Annotated in this window: 16 protein-coding genes; 8 read left to right on the plus strand and 8 right to left on the minus strand. The window is 52.4% G+C overall.

Annotated elements, in window-relative coordinates; translation table 11 throughout:
* Positions 1-44 precede the first annotated feature (44 nt).
* Positions 45-284 carry a hypothetical protein gene (locus tag KTE_RS47620; protein WP_236600496.1) on the plus strand — a complete coding sequence of 80 codons (240 nt, stop codon included), beginning with the start codon at positions 45-47 and terminating at the stop codon, positions 282-284.
* On the opposite strand, the gene KTE_RS20365 is transcribed toward KTE_RS47620, so the two are convergent.
* The 4 genes from KTE_RS20365 to KTE_RS20380 all read right to left on the minus strand — a co-directional run bounded on the left by KTE_RS20365 (position 281) and on the right by KTE_RS20380 (position 6469).
* The gene (locus KTE_RS20365) at positions 281-1603 is read right to left on the minus strand and encodes a histidine kinase dimerization/phospho-acceptor domain-containing protein (protein WP_236600497.1); all 1323 of its coding nucleotides are present in this window, start codon (positions 1601-1603) and stop codon (positions 281-283) included. The two genes, KTE_RS47620 and KTE_RS20365, sit on opposite strands and share 4 nt — an antisense overlap.
* A gap of 13 nt (positions 1604-1616) precedes the next feature.
* Positions 1617-2780 (minus strand): sensor histidine kinase KdpD, encoded by a 1164-nt coding sequence (locus KTE_RS20370; protein ID WP_201384053.1) that lies wholly within the window; start codon positions 2778-2780, stop codon positions 1617-1619.
* Between the two features lie 469 nt (positions 2781-3249).
* Positions 3250-5820 carry a PAS domain S-box protein gene (locus KTE_RS20375; RefSeq protein ID WP_201384055.1) on the minus strand — a complete coding sequence of 857 codons (2571 nt, stop codon included), beginning with the start codon at positions 5818-5820 and terminating at the stop codon, positions 3250-3252.
* A gap of 481 nt (positions 5821-6301) precedes the next feature.
* On the minus strand, positions 6302-6469 hold the full coding sequence (locus KTE_RS20380) for a hypothetical protein (protein ID WP_201384057.1): 168 nt from the start codon (positions 6467-6469) through the stop codon (positions 6302-6304).
* A 480-nt stretch (positions 6470-6949) separates the two neighbouring features.
* Between KTE_RS20380 and KTE_RS20385 the strand changes: the two genes are divergently transcribed.
* The 3 genes from KTE_RS20385 to KTE_RS20395 all read left to right on the plus strand — a co-directional run bounded on the left by KTE_RS20385 (position 6950) and on the right by KTE_RS20395 (position 10468).
* Entirely contained in the window at positions 6950-9763 is a 2814-nt protein-coding gene (locus KTE_RS20385; RefSeq protein WP_201384059.1) for a LuxR C-terminal-related transcriptional regulator, read from the plus strand.
* A 255-nt stretch (positions 9764-10018) separates the two neighbouring features.
* Positions 10019-10246, plus strand: a complete 228-nt coding sequence (locus tag KTE_RS20390; protein WP_201384061.1) for a hypothetical protein — start codon at positions 10019-10021, stop codon at positions 10244-10246.
* Positions 10247-10267: 21 nt separating this feature from the next.
* Positions 10268-10468: a hypothetical protein gene (locus KTE_RS20395; protein ID WP_201384063.1), complete on the plus strand. Its 201-nt coding sequence runs from the start codon at positions 10268-10270 to the stop codon at positions 10466-10468.
* A gap of 299 nt (positions 10469-10767) precedes the next feature.
* Here KTE_RS20395 and KTE_RS47625 read toward each other — a convergent pair whose 3' ends face one another.
* Entirely contained in the window at positions 10768-11655 is an 888-nt protein-coding gene (locus tag KTE_RS47625) for a hypothetical protein (RefSeq protein WP_236600498.1), read from the minus strand.
* Positions 11656-11998: 343 nt separating this feature from the next.
* Between KTE_RS47625 and KTE_RS20410 the strand changes: the two genes are divergently transcribed.
* Positions 11999-13246: a helix-turn-helix domain-containing protein gene (locus tag KTE_RS20410; protein ID WP_201384065.1), complete on the plus strand. Its 1248-nt coding sequence runs from the start codon at positions 11999-12001 to the stop codon at positions 13244-13246.
* A 182-nt stretch (positions 13247-13428) separates the two neighbouring features.
* On the plus strand, positions 13429-14907 hold the full coding sequence (locus KTE_RS20415; RefSeq protein WP_201384067.1) for a hypothetical protein: 1479 nt from the start codon (positions 13429-13431) through the stop codon (positions 14905-14907).
* A 298-nt stretch (positions 14908-15205) separates the two neighbouring features.
* On the opposite strand, the gene KTE_RS20420 is transcribed toward KTE_RS20415, so the two are convergent.
* The 3 genes from KTE_RS20420 to KTE_RS20430 all read right to left on the minus strand — a co-directional run bounded on the left by KTE_RS20420 (position 15206) and on the right by KTE_RS20430 (position 19885).
* On the minus strand, positions 15206-15523 hold the full coding sequence (locus KTE_RS20420; protein ID WP_201384069.1) for a hypothetical protein: 318 nt from the start codon (positions 15521-15523) through the stop codon (positions 15206-15208).
* 340 nt (positions 15524-15863) lie between these two features.
* Entirely contained in the window at positions 15864-16973 is a 1110-nt protein-coding gene (locus KTE_RS20425) for a S9 family peptidase (RefSeq protein WP_201384071.1), read from the minus strand.
* Positions 16974-17041: 68 nt separating this feature from the next.
* Positions 17042-19885, minus strand: coding sequence for a helix-turn-helix domain-containing protein (locus KTE_RS20430; RefSeq protein ID WP_201384073.1), 2844 nt, complete (start codon positions 19883-19885; stop codon positions 17042-17044).
* Between the two features lie 563 nt (positions 19886-20448).
* Between KTE_RS20430 and KTE_RS20435 the strand changes: the two genes are divergently transcribed.
* Both KTE_RS20435 and KTE_RS20440 read left to right on the plus strand, forming a co-directional pair.
* Positions 20449-20886 carry a helix-turn-helix domain-containing protein gene (locus KTE_RS20435; protein WP_201384075.1) on the plus strand — a complete coding sequence of 146 codons (438 nt, stop codon included), beginning with the start codon at positions 20449-20451 and terminating at the stop codon, positions 20884-20886.
* Between the two features lie 321 nt (positions 20887-21207).
* Positions 21208-22011 (plus strand): alpha/beta hydrolase, encoded by an 804-nt coding sequence (locus KTE_RS20440; RefSeq protein WP_201384077.1) that lies wholly within the window; start codon positions 21208-21210, stop codon positions 22009-22011.
* Positions 22012-22052: the final 41 nt, after the last annotated feature.

Raw genomic sequence — 22052 nt, forward strand, 5'->3', positions numbered from 1 at the left:
AGGGGGGAATAGGTGAGCGCATTCGTCAGGTAGGTAGTGAGAACGTGCTTGATCCGCCCAGCATCAGCGATGATGGGCACCCTTTGTTCCGGAGAAGGAATGTCCAGCACGATGGTGTGCTCTGGGGCAGCTTGTTGCTGCCTGGCTACCACCTCTCTGAGCAGAGTGAGCAGATCCTCAGGGTTCAAAGACAACGTGAGCGTATGGGTCTGGATACGCGCATCATCGATCAAGTCATTGATGATACGCTGCTGAAGCTGAGTACTCTGCGAGGCAGCCGTTAAGGGGCGCTGAATATGGGCAATGGGTTCACGGATCTGAGCAGACGGAGGCGCGAGCTGTTTTTTAAGGTCTGCAATCGGCGCTGTGCTAATTGCAGATTGCCCATGATCCTCGTCAGTGGAGTACGCAATTCATGGCTGGCCAGGGTCAGAAATTCGCCCGTCAGGCAACTCACTTCGCGCTGGGCAAGTGCTTTCTTCTGTTTCTCTCCCTGCGCGTAAAAACAGTGGATCCCCTCAATAAGCAGCATGGTCTGCCCTGTGACTGCTTTCACGAGCGCAATCTCCTCTGGAGGGTACGCATCCTCGGAACTCGCTTTGCCGATAACCAGCGCCCCGACCCATTGCTGCTCCAGAAACAGAGGAATGAGCAGGAACGCCTCGTAGCCAGAAGGCACAGGGCAAGGGTACGCTGGAAAAGGTCGTTGTTGGCCAAGATAGTCAATGGTGCGCAACTGATCAGTCTCAAGCACCACCTCCTGGTTGGTGCCGAGGCGAGCGAATACCGCGTCGTCAACCGCGTCTAAGGGATGGAAGCGTCCCCCAATGTCTCGCCAGTGCTGTTCTTGTTCAGCAGTCAAGCCATTTCCTGCGACAAAATGCAGATGACCTGTTCGACGACCGAACGCGAACATAATCACCCGGTGACAATCCAGGACTTGCCGGATGACATTCACCACCTGCTGAGCCACGAAGAGCACCGGAGGCGAGAGGAGGAAGGTTTCTTCTGGCAAGATGTGGTCCATCTGCTCAGGAATCTGCGCGATTGCGGTGAGTAGGTCCAACGTTGCCTTGTGGACACGTTGGAGGTGGGAGACTTGCTGATAATAATAGGTGAGCTCATGGAAGACAAAGACGATTTCTTCCATGTCGCGCTCTTGATCGGCCACGGGAAAGGAGCGGACAGTGGCGAAGACCTTGCGCCCAGAAGGGAGAGCCAGCAGAAGCGTCTGTTCCGGCGAGCTGGCTCCTGCTTTCCCAGCAGGAACGAGGTTCATTAGCCATTGCTCTCTCGAAACGAATGGTGACAGCTCATCAGAGTGTATGTAGTGTTCGAGAAACTGCCGGAAGTCTCTTCCTTGGCATTGGCCTTCGGAAGCCACTTCAAAGAGCTTGCAAGCAGCAGCATTGACTTGTACAATCTTCTGGTTGCGATCACACGCAATGAGACCTTCCGGGAAAGACTCCCAGATGGCTTCCGCTCGGTTGAGTTGCGTATGTGCTCCCTTCAAAGGGCGAGAGTGAGGAATAGGCTTCCCTCCAGATATCCCCCCACCCCGTTCCTGTTTGCGTTGTGTGACATGGTGCAAACTTTTACCCACCTCAGCGTTCCTTTCAGAAATGCTCAACCTCTGCCGCGAGCGGGAGTTTGACAAAGAATGAGACCCCGGTTTCTTCTGAAGATTCTGCCCAGATTTGCCCTCCGTACTGCTCAACAATCTCTTTGCAGATAGTGAGCCCGAGCCCCCACCCTGGGATAGATGAATACGCTACATCAGTTGTACGATAAAACGGCTCAAAGAGATGTTCGAGTTGATCAGGAGAAAAAGGTGGATGGTCATTCTGGATCTGGAGCGTTACCTGGTGATCATCTGACTGGGCACCTATCTGGATGGCAGAGGTCTCCGATGAATAGTTGATGGCATTCGTGACTAAATTCACCACTACCTGGGAGACAAGCTCTTCGTTTGCTTGCAGCAGAAGAGGCTGTGCCGGAAGCTTGATCTCGATTGAGCGACCAGCAAGGTTCTGCTGATTTTCCACAATTTTACGGCAGAGTGCTCCAAATTCAATGCACGTTCCCCCTAAGGGAATTTCCCCGGCATGAACACGGCTCAGCTTAAAGAGGCTATCAATCAGGGCTCGGAGATGGAGCGCGCGTGCTTCAACGACTTCCAAGTATTGCTGTACAACTGCCCAGTTTTCAGGCATTGCTTCAGACTTCTTGAGGCGGGCAGAAAGAAGCTGCGTGCGACCGAGGATAGTAGTCAAAGGTGTTCTCAGTTCGTGAGATGAGCGCATGATGATATAGTCTTTCACGTGATTTGCTCGCTCAAGTTGCTGGTGGCTTTCGGCGAGTGCTTGAGAGGTAGCAAGAAGCTTCCGGCGAGATCGCTCCAGTTGCATGACCACTCCAATGGCCATGAGTTGGACAAAGATAAATGGTCCAACCAGGGAGAGATCTGTGAGAAGGCCAGGGGCCACTATACCGGGTGAGAGGAACCTGGCGATAACAAACAACCCGAGCGCGACGGAAACCAGCGCGGGACCAATTCCCCATACCATGGCAACAAAAACGGAAACCATGGCAAAAGGTGTGGCGAGAAAGATCGGTGCGTGTGGGATAGCTTCGTCAAGCTTTTCTAGCAGCCATACGCCCCCGATAAGAAGCACACAGGCCAGGTAGCCCAACCAGGGGGACAGCAACCAGGAGGAGATCTCTCTGCTGCGTCGAGCCGAGTGAGCGTGTGAGGAACGGCGGTTTGCTCGTGTTGTCATCTATTCCCTCTTTCTCTATCCTTTCCATAAGGCATTACAGTATCCAGATCGATTGATTTTCTTGGCCTCTTCTCTCGATGGCCTCACGCAGGAAGTGGTAAAAGATCTGTGACATGTAAACAGCTTTTACCCCAAATATGAGCACTGAGAGGAACGTCCCTGGGCAACCCGCTCCCCATCGGGAGGGGCGGCGCCTGCAACGCTAGAAAGAAACCGGGTTCCCAGCCTTGCAAGGCGTCCCCACCTGGACATCCCGCGCATGCGCACGGGCGAAAGCTGCCGCTCTCGTTGGGCTGCTCCTGCCCCAGAAGCGTATGTTCCACCGCACCATGGTGGGATGCCCTTCAAGCGGCACGAAACGCGGGAGAGCATTTGCAGGAAGCGAGCGCGTGATCGCCGTACCATCCGAGCCCAACCCCTTTCTACGCCCTCACCGGCTCAGATGACGTGTGTGGTGTGCTCTCCCCAGTCAGGCATCTCTCCGCGTAGGGAGGGTGACCGTAAAGATCGATCCTTTTCCAACCTCGCTGTTCACCGTGATGGTTCCCCCATGGTGCTTGACGATCTCCGCAACAATGTAGAGCCCCATGCCCAGGCCGGGGATCGCCTTCTGCCTGGGACCAGCGACCCGATAGAAGCGCTCAAAAATCTTGTCGCGCTGCTCGCGTGGGATGCCCAGGCCATGATCGCGGACACGGATCGTTACAGCCTCTTCGGAGGCGGAGAGATCCATCTCGACCGTCTCGGCTCCCGGAGAATACTTGATGGCATTGCAGAGCAGATTGGTGAAGACCTGCCCCAGTCGGTCTCGATCCCCGATCAGGCTGGTATGTACGGCGCCGTCCACCAGAATGCGATGACTGGGATAGATTGGCTGGAACATGTCGGCGATCTCCCGCAGTAACGCGTCAAGATCTACCCGCTCTTGCTGATACTCGAGGCTCCCCGCCTGGATCTTGGAAACATCCAGTAATTCTCCGATCAGGCGTTCCAGTTGCTTGATGGGCCCCTCCACCTTGGAAAGCGCGGTGACCGCCTCGTACTGGGCTTGCTTTTCGAATCGTTTGCTCAACAGTTGGGTCTGCATCTTTACGGCGCAAAGTGGGTTCCGCAGTTCATGGCCGGCCATGGTGATAAAGTCATCCTTGCGTTGCTCCAGTTCCTTGCGCGCCGAATTATCCAGCACAAAGGTGACGATCTGGTGTGGCTGCTCCTGGAAGAGGACGCCGCCCAGTAACACGGGCAGGCGACAACCATCTTTACACACCAGTTCGGTTTCAAAGGGCATGTATTGCCCGCATGCGGCGATCTCCTGTCTCGCGCGCTCGAAGAGCGGGGCAGCTTCTGGGACCCTGAGCCTCGCCGCGGTCAATATTCTGCTGCGCACCTCCTCTCGGGTGTAGCCGCTCATGCGAAGCCAGGCATCATTGGCTTCCACGATCACTTTTCCCTCCAGGTCGACAGACACAATCCCTATAATATTGGAGTCGATGAGGGCGTGGATGCACTCCTGGCTCTGGCGTAAGGCTTCCTCCGTCCGTTTCTGCTCGTCGATATCGGTGCTGGTACCAAACCACTTGACGATCTGGCCCGTTTCATCGCGCACCGGAAGGGCGCGGACTAAAAGCCAGCGATACTTCCCGGTCTGAGCTTGTCTGACACGCCCTTCGTATTCATACGTTTCTCCCGTCTCCAGGGCATGCTGCACGAGAGCTCGGTTGCTTTCACGATCATCAGGATGGATGCACTGGAGATACGCCCACCGGTCGCTTTGGACGTGCTCAAGCGTCAACCCGCTATAGTCACACCAGCGCTGGTTCACATACTCGAACTGGCCGTCGGGTTGTTTTACCCATACCAGTTGTGGCACCGCTTCGGCCAGTACACGCAAGCTCTCCCGGCTTTCTTTGAGCTGCTGCTCCGCCCGTTTCTGCTCGTCGATGTCAGTGCAGGTGCCAACCCATTTGAGAATCTGACCCGCTTCATCGCGCACGGGCAAGGCGCGGGCTAAGAACCAGCGGAAGGCTCCCGTCCTGCCATTGCGAAGGCGATACTCCACTTCATATCCCTCGCCGGTCTGGACGGCGCGCTGCCACTCAGAGCGGACGCGTTGTCGGTCCTCAGGATGCAGACACTGCAACCACCCCTCCCCCTGAGCCTCTTCGGAACTCTGGCCAGTATAGTCGCGCCGACGTTGATTACACGGGTCAATAGAGCCATTGGGTCGTCTGGTCCAAACCATTTGGGGGATGGTCTCGATGAGGGCGCGGAGTTCCGCTTCGGCGCGCTTGCGTGCAGTGATGTCGGTCTCGACATAGACGAGGTACTCGACGTGGGAGTCCACGCCCCTGTGGGGAGTGATCGTTGCCTCAAGGTGAAGGACTCTTCCTTCTCTGGGGCGAACCACCGTCTCGAAACGCACGGTTTCTCCCTTGCTGGCGCGTCTGATGGCCGCGCGTAATTGGTGTTGACTCGCAGGGTAAAAGGACCACCAGGGAGCCTCAGCCAGCGGTTTGCCAATCACCCCCTCCCGTCGGATCTGTGCATCTTCTAACGGGACCTTATTGATATCCAACACGATCCCCTCGGGCGTGAGCACTCCGACCCCACTATATATGTTCTCCAGAACATCAGCGGCGAGGTGTTCGTTTGGAAAACACGTCTCTCGTCGAGGTAACGGTTCTCTTTTCTCATGGAACTGCAACAGGAGCCCCCCAACCGTCGGCGAGAGCTGCACGTGCAACCAGCTCTGGGTGGCGGGAGACACATACTGCACCTCAGTCAGTGCTCGGGTCTGTTTCGTCTTCTGGATGGCCTGGTAGAGCGAGGGGCTCACCAACTGTGGAGCACAGCGCCAGAAGCTGTTTCCAACCAGTGTCTCTGCCGCGACTCCGGTCAAGGCCAGTGCGCTTGTATTGGCATAGAGAATCGTTGAGGCATCATCGAGCACAAACAAGGCCCCAGGAAGCGTCTCGAGAATAGTGAGGAGCGTCACACTCGAGGCAAGAGTGTGACGCTTGGTCTGCGGTGTATTCAACATAATGTGGTCAATGTCCCTTTCACGTGTCCCTATCCCTGGTAGCGAAGCTGCATATCTATTCTGATCCGCAGAAGTCTATCAAAGAAGGCTATTAGAGGCTATTAGAAGGAAAACTATGCTCTTTTCGAGCAACAAGCAAACTGTACGATTGGATACCGGGAAATTGCTCGTCTGTCTGGGAATGAAGTGGACATCCCGTCATAGCGCGGCGCAATCGGGAAACCTCTTCTGTTTGGCAAACCATCTGACGCATGAGCTTCTGAGTGAAGAACGCGTTCTCGCTCCACCCTTCCCTCTTCGTACGCCTTCTCTCGCCATTCACAGGAGAGGCTTCTGTTGTGAATGCGCAGATGCTGGCACAGCGTTTGCATGTCTTCCTGATCTTTGTCTCGCCTAGCCAGGAGTTTGAGAGCTCGGATATATTTCTTGGGAGGAGATACACCTCTAGCATTGTATAGCGTCGCCAAGAGCCTGCCAGTTGTCACTGTTCCCAAACGCGTGGAGAGTCATCAAGCGGCTGATGGGCAAACTCCTCCTGTTCTCCAGCGTGCTGAGACGGCAGATAACGATAGTCACGCCAGCATTGATTCGCGTAGACGAGAGAGCCATCAGGCCGCATGAGCCAGACAAATTGAGGCAGGGCATCCATGAGTGCATGTTAATCTTCTTTTGCTCCATTTTTATGCAGTTTTGCAAGTCGATGTGCCATTCTCTTCTGTTTCCTTCCATATACCACGTCCTTGAGGAAAAAGCGGTTTTGCTTCGATGTGGTAGAGAGTGTTATTCATCACGTCTCGCCAGCGCCTCTGCTAGCGGATGACCTCTGACTCTCGGAGTATATCTGACTCTCAGAGTATAGTAGAAGAGAGGGGGAAAGGCATGGATCGAAGGTGACAGAAGAAGGTGAGCAGTAACAATTGGCACCCAGCACGAAGGTCATATGCCTTGGTCGATTGCCTGTGTCGGCGAAAGTGCATGCGCAGGGGATAGCCAGATAGAAAGAACGTTGCCACAGCAACAAGGAACAAGGGATCTTCTTCCAGGGACAAGGGCCCGCAAGAGTTCCAATGCGTTGACCTCCTTGCCGCACAAGGGCTAACGAGGGCTCCTCCATACAGGAGAAACAATCATGGACCATATGAACCAGAAACCACACGGTAACGCGCCCGAGCCCATCCCAGGCTCGTCTTCTCATCCTCTGCTTGCGACCAAGTTCCTTCCCCCGGTATCTTCCCATGAGATTATTGCTCGCCCTCGTCTCCTGGCCCTGCTCAACGCTGGCCTCCACCGATGCCTTATTCTCGTCTCCGCCGCCGCGGGCTTTGGGAAAAGCACGCTGCTGGCAAGCTGGGTTTGCTCGTTTGCTCCAGGCCACCCGAAAGCCGCCTGGGTGTCGCTTGAGGCAGGCGATAACGCGCCCGCGCAGTTTTGGAGGTATGTGCTGACTGCGTTGGAACAGTGCCAGCCCGGGCTCTCGCCTCTTCCCATTGCTTCCTTGTCCGAGCTGCTACAACCCTCCTGGCAAGCCATGCTCACTGCTCTCGTCAATAACCTGGCGAGGCTGCGCGAACCCCTGGTGCTGGTCTTGGATAATTATGAGGAGATTACAGAGCCGACGATCCATGCCCAGCTTGCCTTCCTGCTCAACCACCTGCCGCCCACCCTGTGTGTGGTGTTGGCAACACGTGCTGATCCTCCCTTTTCTCTTGTCCGGCTGCGCACGCAGGCACAGATCCTGGAAATACACACCGAGCAATTGCGTGCGACTAGAGAGGAGATGACCGCCTTTCTCCGTGGTGTGATGGATCTTCGGCTTTCCGAGCAGGACATCCAGGACGTGGACGCACGGATGCAGGGCTGGTGGGCAGGTCTGCAACTGGCGGCGCTCGCCCTCAAGGGGAAGGCACCCCCTCAAGGTCTGCCTCAAGTGTCCCAGGGAACCCAGCCCGCTCTTTTCGAGTACCTGGTGCAAGAGATACTGAACCGCCAGCCAGCGCAAGTGCAGATCTTCCTCCTGCGTACGTCCATCTTATCCCGCCTGTGCAACTCCCTGTGCAATGCGGTCCTGGAGCAGCAGGGAAGCCAGCTCTTCCTGGAGAATTTGGAACGGACCAATCTCTTTCTTAATCCCCTGGATGACCAACGTCAGTGGTATGCCTATCATCCCCTCTTTGCCGAGGCACTGCGTGCGCAGTTGGAGCAGACCGCTCCCACAGAGGTGCCGCTTCTGCATCTGCGGGCCAGTCAGTGGTATGCGGCGCATCAGATGCGCAGTGAAGCGATTCAGCACGCGCTGCAGGCGCACGAGTGGTCCTGGGCAGCGCTGCTGATGGAACAGATCCCCCATGAGGATATCTGGAGTCAACTCGAGTACGCATCGCTCCCTTCCTGGATGGAGCAACTTCCCCGCGAGGTCGTGCGTGAGAGGCCTCGTTTATGCCTGGCCACAGCCCAGAGCCTGTTCTGGAGCGCTCCGCCAGAGGTTACCGAAAGCTGGGTGCGCGATGCCCGAAGCGCCTGGACACGAGCCCATCGGCAAGAAGAACAGACAATCATGGCGCGAGGTGCACACGAACCAGAGGCACCAACGTCTCTCCTGGGGGAAATCGCCGCCTTGCAGGCCACGATTGCGGGTTTCTATTATGGAGATGCAGGAGCAAAGCGAGCTTTCTGTCAGGAGGCACTCACCCATCTTGAGGAGCAGCAATGGGCCGCACGGGTCCAGGTGGCATTTGCCCTGGCTCGGGCGAACATCTCTGAGGGGTATGTCGAGCAGGGCGTGCTGACCATGCAGGCTGAATGGAGCCGAATCAAAGCGGAGGGCGATCGAGAGCTCGAGAGTATCTACTGGCACGAGGCTGTCTGGGAAAGCCTGATGGCGGGGAAATTGCATCAGGCATGGCACTTGAGCCAGCAGGCGATCCACGCGCTCCACACCCTCCTTGAGGGGCACCAGCCAGTTCAGCTATGCTGGCTCTATATGTTGCAGGGCAGGATCTTGCACGAGCGGAACCGGTTGGAGGAAGCCCATTCCCTCGCCGAAGAGGCGATCCATCTGGGCGAACAGGCCGAAATCCTGGCGTTTTTGCCCCTCGGCTATACCCTGTTATTGCGGCTTGCCCTCTCGCAAGGGAGGCTGGAGGAGGCCAAAACAGCCTCTCAACAGATGGAATACGCCTGGAGAATCATGTCATCGCCGTATCGCGCAGCGCTTTGGAGCGACGTCGATCAGATGCGTTTCTGGCTGGCAGGTGGCGATCTGGAACGGGCACGACGCTGGGTGAGCGATCTGGAGCGGGAGAAGCCGCTGGTTTCTCCGCTGGCACGGGAACGGCAGCGCGTTGCGTTCGTCCGCCTGCTGCTTGCCGAATCCCAACCAGAGCATGCGTTGCACCTGCTCACTCCCCTGGTGAAACGAGCAACGGCCACGCAGCGGTGGTATCATGTGCTGGAAATGTGGCTCTTGCTTGTGCAGGCGTATCAGATGCTCCAGCAAGAGCAAGATGCGTTGGCACTGCTTTCACAGGCCGTGCACCTGGCTGCACCAGAAGGTTACATCCGTTCCTTTGTGGACGAAGGGCCACTCATAGCTGACTTGATCTCCCAGCTTAGACAACAGGAGCATCAGGCGAAAGATCTCCCGTATCTGGAGACGCTTGTGCGTGCGTTCAACCAGCAGCCGATACCCCAGCCGACCGATCGGAAAAAAGAGCCATCCCTGAGTCCACAACCGCTGCTGGACCCCTTGACTGTACGTGAACAGGAGGTGTTACACTTGCTCGCACGCGGTGCCTCGAACCAGGAGATTGCAAATACGTTGGTAGTCGTACCTGGCACCGTCAAGCATCATATCACGCATCTCCTCAGCAAACTTGAAGCTACCAATCGCACACAGGCGGTTGCACGAGCACGAGATCTTGGTCTCCTTTCCCAGGGAGCGTAAGCTTTTTACAACACAACGTTGGCGGATGCGCTCTTCCAAGGAAGAGGGATGCGCTTTCTCGAAGAAGACATACCAAATGGTCTGGAAAATAACGGTCGAAGTTCTCAAATAGGCAATGGATTGGCTCATGTTTTAGGCTGTATCCTCTTATCCTCTTTTTGCCTACAGGACCCATACATCTTGTAGTGGTGATACAGAGTATGATACAGTCCATTTTGTAGAGGTTGTATCGAGTTTGGAGAGTGCAGTGGACGGGTGACGATCCGAGGAGGCAGAGGGAACAAGGCGCGCACTATTCCGCTCAATGCCTCAGCACGCTCGTATCTGGCTCCACGTTTGAACTGTGATCCGCCAGTGAAAGCTGTCGCGTTCACCCGGCCGCACCACACGACCGGCAGACCATCGCTCTTCCTATGGCAGAGCCAGAAAAAGGGAAGACTGACAACCTCGGCCATGCGGCAAATGATCGATGTACTGGTATGAGATGCATCGGCACGCGGCCTTGTGCCGGTACAAACAAGCGCCCATACCTTGCGGCATACCTTTGCGCGCAACTACCTGGCACAATATCCCGGCAATGTAGTTGGGCTCGCAACGCTGCTCGGATATACATCTCTCGATACCACAAAGATCTCTAGCCAGCCTATCGTTGACCAGCTCTCCGTGAAGGGAGAACAATTGCGGCAAAATGCCTACCGCGAGTGATCTGTCTCTTGCAGAGAGCGGAGGAGGTCCTTTATCACCGTCAGCCAAGCCGGAGAAAAAGCAACGAAGATCAGGTTCTCATACCTTTCGCAAGGATTTTGGGGTAAAGGTTGTGACCTCTCTCCAGCTTTGCGCCATTTTATGGGAGGAAAAGACTGTGCCTTTCCAGAAGCGGTTTCCAAGAGGCACGCGCCATATTATACGAGAAATTGATCATTTTGTCGCATCTGGCAAGGGATAACTAGATGAGTTAAAATGCCACGTCATTTTATACGAGAGGCTGATATTGGGTAGTGACTCTATTTAGGAGTGGTGTAGAGAGAAGTGGTCAAGAACGCGATCCAGGACCAGAGATGGTTGGTGAGTCCCAAGACCATGGCAGGAGTGCGTGGCTGATAGCGTCGCGACTCCGCAGGCATTGGGAGACGTAATGCGTGATGAGGGCGTATCCAGTTGTGCTCAAAGAGTTGCAGATGGATCAAGGCATCGAAGGTAACATCACGTTTGGCAAAGGCATGGGTCTTGCGAGTGAGGGCATTGAGCCGATCGCGGAGAGCACCGTTGGCTCGCTCAACATGGACGGTTCCTGGTTGGGTGATCACCTCGCCCAAGGCGGCACGGATCTCAACGGAGAGCAGTTTCCCATGCTCATCGCGATGCTTGATGGCCTGCGTTAAGCGCACATCTGGAGGGACGACCAGTGGGGGACGACCGCGCTGCCCGGAGCGTACAGGCTGACGATAGGCTCGAGTGAGGATCGCGGCATAGCCCCGCCAGCCATCGCTGCACCAGTTCAAGGGACGCCCCTGGGTGCGCGCTACGGCGAGGGAGATCGCTCGCTCGATGAGATCATCGCCGATGCGGACTGCTGGCACAGGCGGCAATGAAGCGGCTGGGGCGATCTTGCACGAGGCATCCCCAGCGTTCACCGGCATCAACTTCGTCGGGGGCTCCGTTTTTTTGTACACGAAGGACCAAAACTCGTCGATTTCGACCGTCGAGAGGTGCAGATCCTGCGTGAGGATGGCCGTCAAGGCTTCCGCATGCTCGCTTGCCAGTCGCAACCATTCGCCAATCGTTTCATACTTATGGCCCGTGATCTCTTCCGCTGCCCGCAGGCTTCCCCGACGCATCACGATCAGGAGCGCCTGGGCCACTTCTGAGGCTGGTGTATGCAGGCGGTACATCGGAGTGCCTTCCGTTTCACCAAAGAAGCGGCCACACCCACGGCACTGGTAGCGCCGTCGCCCTTTGCTGCTGCCATTGCGAATGACGTGGAGCTATTCACATGCAGGGTTGGGACATGCTGGCAGGGAGAAGATTGTTGTCATAGTCAGTCCTCCTGACTTCTATTTTACCACTTCTCAATAGAGTCACTACCCAGTTATTGACTGACTTTGATAACGTTCTATTATCAGGGCCATAAAAATACTTATCTTAAGTATCGTAACTTAATAGGGCGATGTGAGATAAATGGCAAGGGCTTTGAGCGGTCGAGGTGATTGGAATCGAAAGAATAAGGTGAGAGCGGTGAATAAAGTAATTAATCTATTATCCAGAAACATTCACGATATTATCTATGATGATGTAGTTGAGTTTTGTAAACAAAAAGTACTCGAAAGCACGCAGCTTGATTACAAACGGAATATACCTAAAGACCTCGCCAAACATTTTGCCACATTTTCAAACACGCAAGGTGGCCTGATTGTTATTGGCGTTGGCGAGGATGACAAGGGACTACCAACTACCTTTGATGGGGTACCCAATGATGGTAAACTCGTAGATCGGATACACCAATTTGCTGCAAATGTTACTCCACTGCCAACCTATGATGTTTGTACGACCAATGAGCAAGACGGCAATGTATTTATCTTAGTACGTATTGATGAAGGCGCTGCTACTCCATACACCACGCTGAATGACCCAACTGTATGGATACGCACTGGCAATGTGAGCACGCCTGCAAGCCGTGAGGAACTGCTGCGTTTGGCCAATAAAAGGCGTGACGCAGAAGCCGTACGGGCGGCAAATATTACATTTGCTGAGCAATACTTTGCGGCACGTGTTAAGGAAGTCGAAGAAGAAAGACGGCAGATCATACAAGCTGGAAAAATGGGTATCTACAAGTATACCCTCGGCAGTGGGGAGACCAGTGCGATATTTAGTCTGACAATCCAGCCCTATTATCCGAATAAACAGTTAACTACCCCCCAAGATCTGCTTCAACGTAGACAGGATTACTGTGGCCGGGCATACTTTCGCTCCACATTCATTAACAACAGTCCTGACACACTGCCCGGTGGGATCGCTGGCTTTACGTGGCACAAAGGCAATGGTCATGTTAGGGGTGAACAGTTATATGCTAATGGCGTAAGCAACCTGATAATAGATGTTTTGGATTTCAACTCAGAGGTAGGTACAAGAACAATAAATTTGGGACTGGTAGGCATTAATCTGTATTGCCATCTCAGGCTTACTCAAAACTACTACAAAATGGTTGGCTATGCAGGTGTCATTGTTTGTACAATAAGTCTTTCTGGAGGTAGTGGCGCAGATGTTACTCCTATAGGGTCTGGCAACTTTATGTACTTTCCCCGGAATGGTAAAGTAAGGCTGAGCAGCTATAACTGGTCGTATGAAATAGATACAGCCTCTCTCTATGATGATTCAGCATTCAAGCAATTCTTTGTAAAACTGATTCAGGATATTAGTTGGAGCTTAGGCATCGACGATGCGCCCCAAGCTGCAATAGAGGCAGTGCTGAAAGTTGTTGAGTAGCTGCGGATCAAAGTCTTGAAGAAGTGAAAGAGTTTTCTGAGCAACTTAACAAGTTAATGCTACATATTGAGCTTCGTGCGCAAATGAATAATATAAAGTGTATTGCTTGAATTAACTGGTTTGCATCTTCTTTATCATCACATAAGTATGTTATATTACCTTTTGAAATAGGAGAGCGAGCAATGCGAGAACCGGCTTTCAATACGATTGCTTTGATGCTCACCGTCTACGTTGCAGCCCTTGTATGGGGTATCCAGCATGTTTGTGACCGGTATACCCCAAATCTTCTGGTGACCTTTTTCCGTCGCATCGCTCTGTTACCTCTTATTACATTAGTGATTTTGCTTTGCATCGCAGGTAGCCTCCTATTTCCGATGGCTCCCCCCATCTTTGCATCTTTCCCTTCTTGGGTGGGTGATGTACTCTCTTTTGGCCTCTTGGTGGTCTCGATTGTCGTAACCATTGCTACTGTTTACCGGATGATGCACTGCCTGGCTAAAGGGACGCCGATCATTGCTTGGTTCCGAAAAAGAAAAGGTCAGGTTGTGATCCTTGAGGACATCCTGCTGAACGTGATCCAGCATAATGATGTACGACTTACCCATGAAGTGCTGAACGCGACGTTGCATGGACGGACAGAGAACCGACAGGCGATGATAGATTGGTTAGAATATCACCGTACGTTGCTCTCTATAAATTGGGTAGCTAAAGAACTTATCGGAGTTATCCTCTCTTCTCCCTTGGATGACGAAGCGGCTCATGCCTACTATGATTTGCTGGGTATAATCCTGTCTGAGGCTCTGGACAAGGAGGAGATTGCTTACGCTCAATTTATCCTCGATGCATTCTGTGATGCCTTAGATAAGGCGCAGCCATGGACAAAAGCGCATATGAACCTACTCACTCACATTGGTTTCACACTCTGGAAAATCGGAGATCCAGGTGCATGGATGCCTCGAACAGCTAGGATTCCCGAACAATTGAAGAATCTCCAATGGTGGTTTTATAGTCGAGTAAACCGAACCTGGAATCATGTGCTACGCTTGAAGGATGTCGATGCGGTCAATTACTTTGTATTAGTGCTCTGTGAATTGATTCGTGAGACAACAGGTACGAAAGACCTTTGTGGATTTTTTCTAAGCCAAGTATATGATGTGCTGGCTGACGCTTATCCAGAGCATCTGTTTAATGCGGAGGCGCTCAAGAATCTGGTCAATGAACTCGGCCATCTCAGGCTCGAGTTACCTGACACTTATGATGAAGATACACAAAAAGAAATGGACTCATATATGCTTGCCTCGCTGGCTATCCTCGCCGAACTGGGTGAAACGGAGAATGCTCTGCGCCATGCTGCCGGTAATGGTTACCTGCGAGGGAGGATCATAAAGGGAAAGTGGTTGGGAACATATAGGTTCAAGAGCGAGCCAGACTATTTTTATTGGCTCTCTCCGTCGAGCTATACTGCTGCTCGACGCGTACTAGGATTGCCACGATTGTCAAGAAAACAAGCTGACGAGCTTATCGAACGAAAAGCAATGTCAACGCCAATCACTATCCAGGATGATCTAGACCTTGTCACTGATGAAGCGTCTCATCCATCCCTCGGAAGCTCTCCGGAGGCTCCAATTCTGCTTAAAGTCCATCGCTCGAAAGACTCATAGTGTCATAAGCATAGCAAGCACTGCGCGGTTTGGCTAGGGTGTCGCCGTTTTTTCCCGGCTAGGATATAATCAAATTGCTTGCGCAGGGTTGAGAATTTACCTTCTAAGTCGATCACAATCTGCTGGACTTTGCCATGTGGCTGTTCCAATTAGCGACGAATAAGCCAAGACTTCCCGCCGCTGACCCTACCCCAGTTTAGTAGAGTGTCCACAAGACTTCCCGCCGCTGACCCTACCCCAGTTTAGTGGAGTGTCCAGCCGTGAAAGCTGAACTATTGTAAAAACGTTAAGAGGATCGTCACGAATCCCTTTGAGGATCTTTCTGCGCTTGCTCCTCGTAGGCCAACGGACGCGCTTCCTGGCAATAGAGCAGCGCATTTACATAGAATGAGGCATGGCCGCATTCCCGTGCTCTGCGTAGATACGCTACTCCCAGAGACATGAAAACCATCGCCAGCACGTACTGCTCTTCTTTCAGGATCTGGGCATAAATGGAGGCTTTCTGGCACAAATGGATGGTTCGCATCGCCTCGTTGCGCAACGAGAAGTAGTGCGCTAGCGCCAGGAGGCACTGATTGCCACTTTTAAGTGTCTGCCCCTGTTCACGTTGCGCCATCTCCCAACCTTGTTGAAAATACGGTTCCGCTTGTTGCAGAGAGCACGCGTATTTCCACCGGATGGTCGCACACAAGAGGTCAGGCGAAGGGTGTCTTGGTGCTGTATCTGCCAGGCAAAATCGAGAGCTACAAGCAATACGGAAATTCCTGATGCAGAAGTGCCGGATCATTCCCTTGTCCTTCAAGGAGGTGAAAGGCATAGGAGAGGAAGCGCGAGCTGTACCTTTCCAAGAGGGAGGATGTTCACGCACACAAAGGAAAGTCACCGCCCTCTCTCTGTTTACGGGGGTGATCGAGAGGGCGATGGCTTTTTCTGTGATTTCGAGGCTATCGATGGGGCTATTCCTTTAAGACGGCTTCTTCAAGGAAGGCGCGCAACTGGGATTCATATTCCTGGGAATTTGCATTCCAGCATTGGGTGTGTTCTGCTTCAGGAAAACGAATATACGTGATAGAAGGGTGGGTTGACGCGAATTTGTCGCTTAGCTCTATAGGCGCGCTCGTATCATTCATGCCGTGAAAGAGCAGTGTTGGAATGTGACGAGGTGGTTGTTTGAGGAGATTCAGTGCCTCAAAATTGATGTTTGTTCGCCTTGAGATAATGGCTTCTGCTCCTTTGGCAATGAAGGATGGGAGTTTGTTCTTTCTGGTTTGGCTCTCGATTGTGGCACGCCAATCAAGCACAGGTGAGTCGAGGATCACCGCGTGAATATGGTGTGTATAGGATGAGCGAGCCAGGAAGACTTCGACAATAGTCCCTCCCATGGATATGCCATAGAGGAGAATGCTTTGTGCTCCCTGCCCCAGGGCATACTTGACGCTCGCCTCCACATCTTCCCACTCCGTCTCTCCCAGATGCGATAGTCCATCAGTGCTTGCTGGAGCGTTTTTATCATTGCGGTACGTGATAGCTAAAATGGGCAAGCCCAGCTTGGCCAGTGTTTGAAACGCGCGCAGCCCTTGTTCTCGTGTGCCCGTTGCGCCATGAACGAGAATGACCCAGATTGGTTGCTGCCCAGGAACAAACCATGCCGGCATATTGCCGAGAGGGTTAGGAATGGATATCTCATGGATGGTGAGTTGGAGTTGCCCTCTTAGTTTCCCACCGTAGACAGTCGTGTTCCAGGCGACTTTTGTCTGAGGGGTGAGCGTTCCTGATGATTGGAGAAGCTGGCGGGTCACCGTCTTGGTATCAGAGGAGAGAATAGGCCCCACAATGGCCTGTCCTTCTGGACCCTGAATACCAAACACCCCTGGCCGCCTGGTATTCTTTGTGCTTTGCAACGTAATGGTCTCCGCATTGACATCCACGAGAGGAATAGTGAAAGCGGTCGATGCATTGGTTGTGCGATGGAGCAGTCGTTGTGCAACATACCAACACAAACCGACACCGAGAACCACTAGCAGAAGAGTAATGAAGAGAAGAACATATACGAGTAACGTCAACATAATCAATCCTTTAGCAATGTAATAGGTGCGGAAAAAAATGGCATCTAATACTACTGGGATCTTTCCCGTTATAATGTGCTGAGCTCTTGGCGTGCACTGCGTTCTTGTTTCTCGCTGAGCGCAGATATTGAATGATCATTCTGTGATGGAGTAAGCTGTGCAAAGTGCTCCAAGAGTAATCGGTGCGTGAACATGTAACCCCCTCCAACTTTGCGCATCAATGCATGGCTGGTGACACGATTGAGGAAGTCCACGTAGTTCCTGGGTATTCGCCTCCACTTCCAGAGATACCAGCGGAGCGTATAATGCTCTATCCATGCAATACCACCATGAGCGATGGTAAAAATCACAAAGAACTGTATGGCAATCATCACAACAAAGGCTTTCGCCATCACTGGCCAGGTTGAAAGCTGTCCAAGCAGGCCAAAACCAATGCCAGTCGCGAGGCCGCTGGCAATTCCTCCAATTGGAGCAAAGACGCAAGCTCCAATCAGTGCATTGCGTCCCGAACGAGCGATGCCTTCATTCGGGATCGTATGTTGGTCATCTGCGAGAATATCACTTGACCAGCCACTTTGAAGCATGCTGGTTAAAATACCTGCAATGCCAACAATGAGGCCACTGATCGTCCCAAAAACCAGTCCGTAGTGGAGTCCATATCCAGGATCAGCAAAAAAGAGGCTCGTGATCGCGGCGATGATGACGCCTACGCTTGTGAGCGTAACGAGTGCAACCAAGAGACTCTTTTTGATAGTGCTTCCCATATCCTGGGCCATCTGTTTCCAGGACCAGGTGACAATCTCAGCAGGCTGAATAGTTTTTCCCAACAAAGCGAAGAGACGGGTTCCCCCACCAAAGCCAAACGCCAGGAAATAGAAGAGCGCTGCGATGAAACTGTAAATAACGGTGGACTGGTGATTGACCTGGAGGAGAAGTTCGACGATGGCGAAACTGAGTCCTCCTCCAACGCCAAAGATCAGACCATCAACAAGTCGATCTTTAAATGACACCTTTTCTGGTGGTTCTTCTTGCTGGTAGCGTAATCCATCTCCTAATCCACTGAGGAGTCCAATGAGCATGGCTAGGAAGAAGCCAATTCCCAGCCCATAGGAGATTCCATGCATAAGGCCACCAAGAGCGGTAAACAAGGCAATGGAGAACGGACTGATAATGAGGCCGAACTTCAGTCCAGTGCGTAGCCCAGTTACCAACCCATGCCAGATAGCGCGAAGGGTCAGCGTTGGGAGAGAGGGGCTTCCCACCAGGATGGAGACCAACCAGATCACGATACTCAGAATGAGAATAAGACTTGCTCCCCCTTGGCTTCCCCCTCCAATGCCTGGTGCCATCCATCCAAGCATACTATTGCCTGTTCCACCGCCAAATAGCCCCAGGATCCCGTTTCCAGAGCCTACTACACCATTCTTCAACCCTCCTTTCAACCACGCTGCAAGGGCACCTCCGACGATGCATTGGATGCTGGTGACGAGACGAATAACGGTTCGTTGATAGTGATGTTGCTCCCGGTTGCTTTCCAGCCAATCGGGTTGAATGCGCTCAATATGGAATTCTGTCTGGTTATGTGCTTGCAGATGCCGCGCCAGCCATGTCAAATACTGTTTGATTTGTACGCTGGTGTACGTCTTTGTATTGGCGCCTCCTCGTTCAATCAAGCGCTCAACATATTTCGCGAAGATCATATTTCGTTGTGTATGAAATACGCCATCAGTAAGGACCTCCTCCATCTGTACACCTTGATAGGCAATGGCCAATGTATTGAGCATTAAGGGAGTGGAGGCCATTTCTCGAAGCGCAGTGTCACGTTGGAGCGCCAAGCGAAGGATGGCAAGATCTTGGCCCGCCCGAGCCACAAATTCGTCTATCTGCTCAGTGGTCAACGCGTTGACCACGACCGACTTATTCAAGGCAAGACGAACTGGTTGCGCCATATAATCTGCAGAACGGCAACAGACTACAACCGGTGCTAATCCATATTTTTGCCGATAGATATTGATCTCCTGAATACATGCTGTCCGGTATTCAGACCTAACGTCATCTAATCCATCCAGCAGGAGCGCGATGTGTTCCGATTCAATCCATTTTTTGGCAAGTTTGAGTGGGATTCTGTATTTGGTATTGATTTCTTCGGCCAGCCATTTTTCTAGGGGAAGCTGCCTCTCAGCCCACGATGCCAGATTGAAATAGATTGGAAGAGGATATCGTTCATAGTGCCTGGCACGTGCAATCTCGTGGTGTGCCAGTTCAAGGAGCAGGGTTGTCTTGCCTGAACCAGGCTCTCCAAGAATGAGCAGTTCTCCATCCGCCTGGTCATACACTTGAGTAATCCGGGTTCCAGGTGGCAACGAACGTGATGGCAAGATAGACTCCTGAAACACCTCTTGCCATGGGTCTTCAATCAAATCTGGTTGTTCTTGTAAAGGTAAAACGAGGAGGGTCGAACGATAGAGCGATTCTTCAAAAACGCCCTTGATCCAGCGCTCGTGAACACGGGTGAGCATTCGCTGACGGTTTACATCTTCGTATGCATACGCAAATGTGTTCCGACGAACAGGTAGTGGTTGTTCCTGTTCTCTCACTGAGGGAACATCCCGCACTCGTTCTGAAACCCCTTCTGGTAATACCATATCTTCTTCAGCAGTAGAGAGTACCACAGTCAATGTGACATGATCTTTCTGGGGCGAAGAGTGGATATCGAGCGGAGGTAAGCCGAGTTCCTCTGGAGACTTTTCTAAGATCTCACATAATCGTTTGCGAACGTCAGGCTGCGGAGCACGTATCCCTCGTTCCCAACTACTGATGGTTTGAACATCGACATGAAGCTTCTCGGCAAGATGAACCTGAGTCAGACCTCGTTCTCTTCTTGCTTTCTTGAGCAAGATATTTGGACTCATACAGTATTCCCCTGCAACAACTAAGAAGACAATGTGTAACAATGTCTAGAAATACAAGATTGCAAGTCAGATAATCCATATATATTTAAATGCACAAATTGATAATATCACAGCTTTTCCTATTAAACAAGGTTCCAAGCGCTTTAAAGCCATGAGAAACTGTGCGAAGTCTGCTGTATGGATTCTGTATGAGTTTTGTGTGAGTTTTGTGTGATTGCTGTAGGTTCTTTTCTCACACGAAAACTGACATACTAGCACTAAGAGTTTGGAGATAGGCACCTGCTCTGTCATCGAGCGGCACTCTCGTTTGCTTAGCTTACAAGGGGATGTCGCTCGCCCCACTCGATGCACTGAAAGGAAGGAGTGAAGAAATGCATTGTATAGCTTATAGCTCGCTTCAAGGGATCATCGCTACTGTTGCGATACGGAGTTGAATGAAAAGGATTTGAGCGCGTTGCTATGGATGGTATTTTCTGGTATCGCGCTTTATCTGGCAGAATATGATGTGGCTCAATACGACTCTCATTGGGGAAAATAACAGAAAGAGACTGAGGGAGAAGGTAATGATCTTTCTTGAGAATGACATGCCGCCTATAGGCCTACTATCTCTGCCGCAGGAGCAGGATGGGCCTTCAGATCACGCTCCTGCACTCATTTCAATTTTGTCCTACAAGGCGCTCATATTTAACGAACGTTTTATTTACATTTTTCATCGGAAACAGCTGACCGAGGGCTTTCAACTGTATTGTACCCCGATGCAATGCCGCCTTCTGGTTGCACTCCTGCATCATCCTGAGCAAGAACTCTCATTTCGCGACCTGGCTGCCTATGCTTTTCATCTCGATGTCTCTCGCTGTGATACGCGAGATATTGTGGCGTTACAAAAGCACATGTCCAAACTCAAGCAGAAACTGCCACCATTTCTTGAACTGGTTGCGGTCAAAGGGCATGGTTATGTGCTTCGCCCTCGCCAGGATGAGCAAAATCTGGTGTCTGGATGAGCAAGCGCCTGGTAGATTGCCCACATAGGTGATACTTCGCCCAGAATTGGGAAGAACTTCGCCCAGTATTGGGTGGTTTTCATCTTCCTTTGCCTCCTTTTCCTCGGGTACACGTAGTCACGTACCTCACGACATTCACTGAAGCATCCCTGGATCTGCGTTGGCGGCAGTGATGACGACCGCGCGCCGGGAACATACCAGGGACCGCTTCATCATCCATCACCTTTATAGCAACGGTACAAACACTAAAGGCATGTCTACAGAACAACAGTATGTCTAACTAAATTACAAAATTTTGGTAAAATCGGAGGATCTTTCACTATGGCAACATCCCTTTCACCTTACTCTGATCAGCATGTATCTCTGCACCTAGCTGGACGACGGATATGGTGCCGTTTCGCGGGCAACCCTGAGAACCCACCGCTACTCTTGCTTCACGGCGAGTGGCAAAGTAGCGCGGTGTTTACTCCATATATGGAGTCTCTTTCTCGCCACTACTATGTTGTGGCTCCGGATATCCTTGGGCATGGGTTTTCCTCTAAACCGGCGGAACGATCTGCGTACAGTATCCTCTCCTGGGTTGAGGACCTGGCGATATTATGCGACACCACGCTTCACCTGGATGGCATTCACGTGGTCGCGATAGGGCGCTTTGGCATGTGCTTGCTTGATGCATTGCAATGGCACGCTACCGTGGCAGAGCACCTACGAGCATTCACCATTCTTCCCTTCCCACACTCCTATTCTTTTGCTCTCCTGACACGCCTGGCTTCTCTCGATATCGAAACATCCTATAGTGCTGCTCACGAACTCGCATCCTTCTTGCTGCCGCTCTTTCCACAGGACGGTATGGCTCTTGAGCGGGTACACGGAGAACTCCTGTCCCAGATTCGATTGGTGCACCCTCAAGCGAGTGCAGAACTCTGCCACCTGGTGGAATACATGGAGACAGAGTATATGCGGTGGGGAAAGCCACTCATGATTCTTCAGACGCTCAAGGATCTCTCGTGTCTTGTGATGCAGAGCGATGTGTCTCTTGCCACAGAGACCTGCTCTCAGAAGATCGATCTGAGCGTACGTACAGCGCCTTTCTCGCTCCCATGCGCTCCTGATGAACAGTGTTGAAGCGGTGCTGCGCTCCTTCTCTCATTTCTACGCGCACAATG

The sequence above is a fragment of the Ktedonobacter sp. SOSP1-85 genome (assembly GCF_016587415.1).
GTDB lineage: Bacteria > Chloroflexota > Ktedonobacteria > Ktedonobacterales > Ktedonobacteraceae > Ktedonobacter.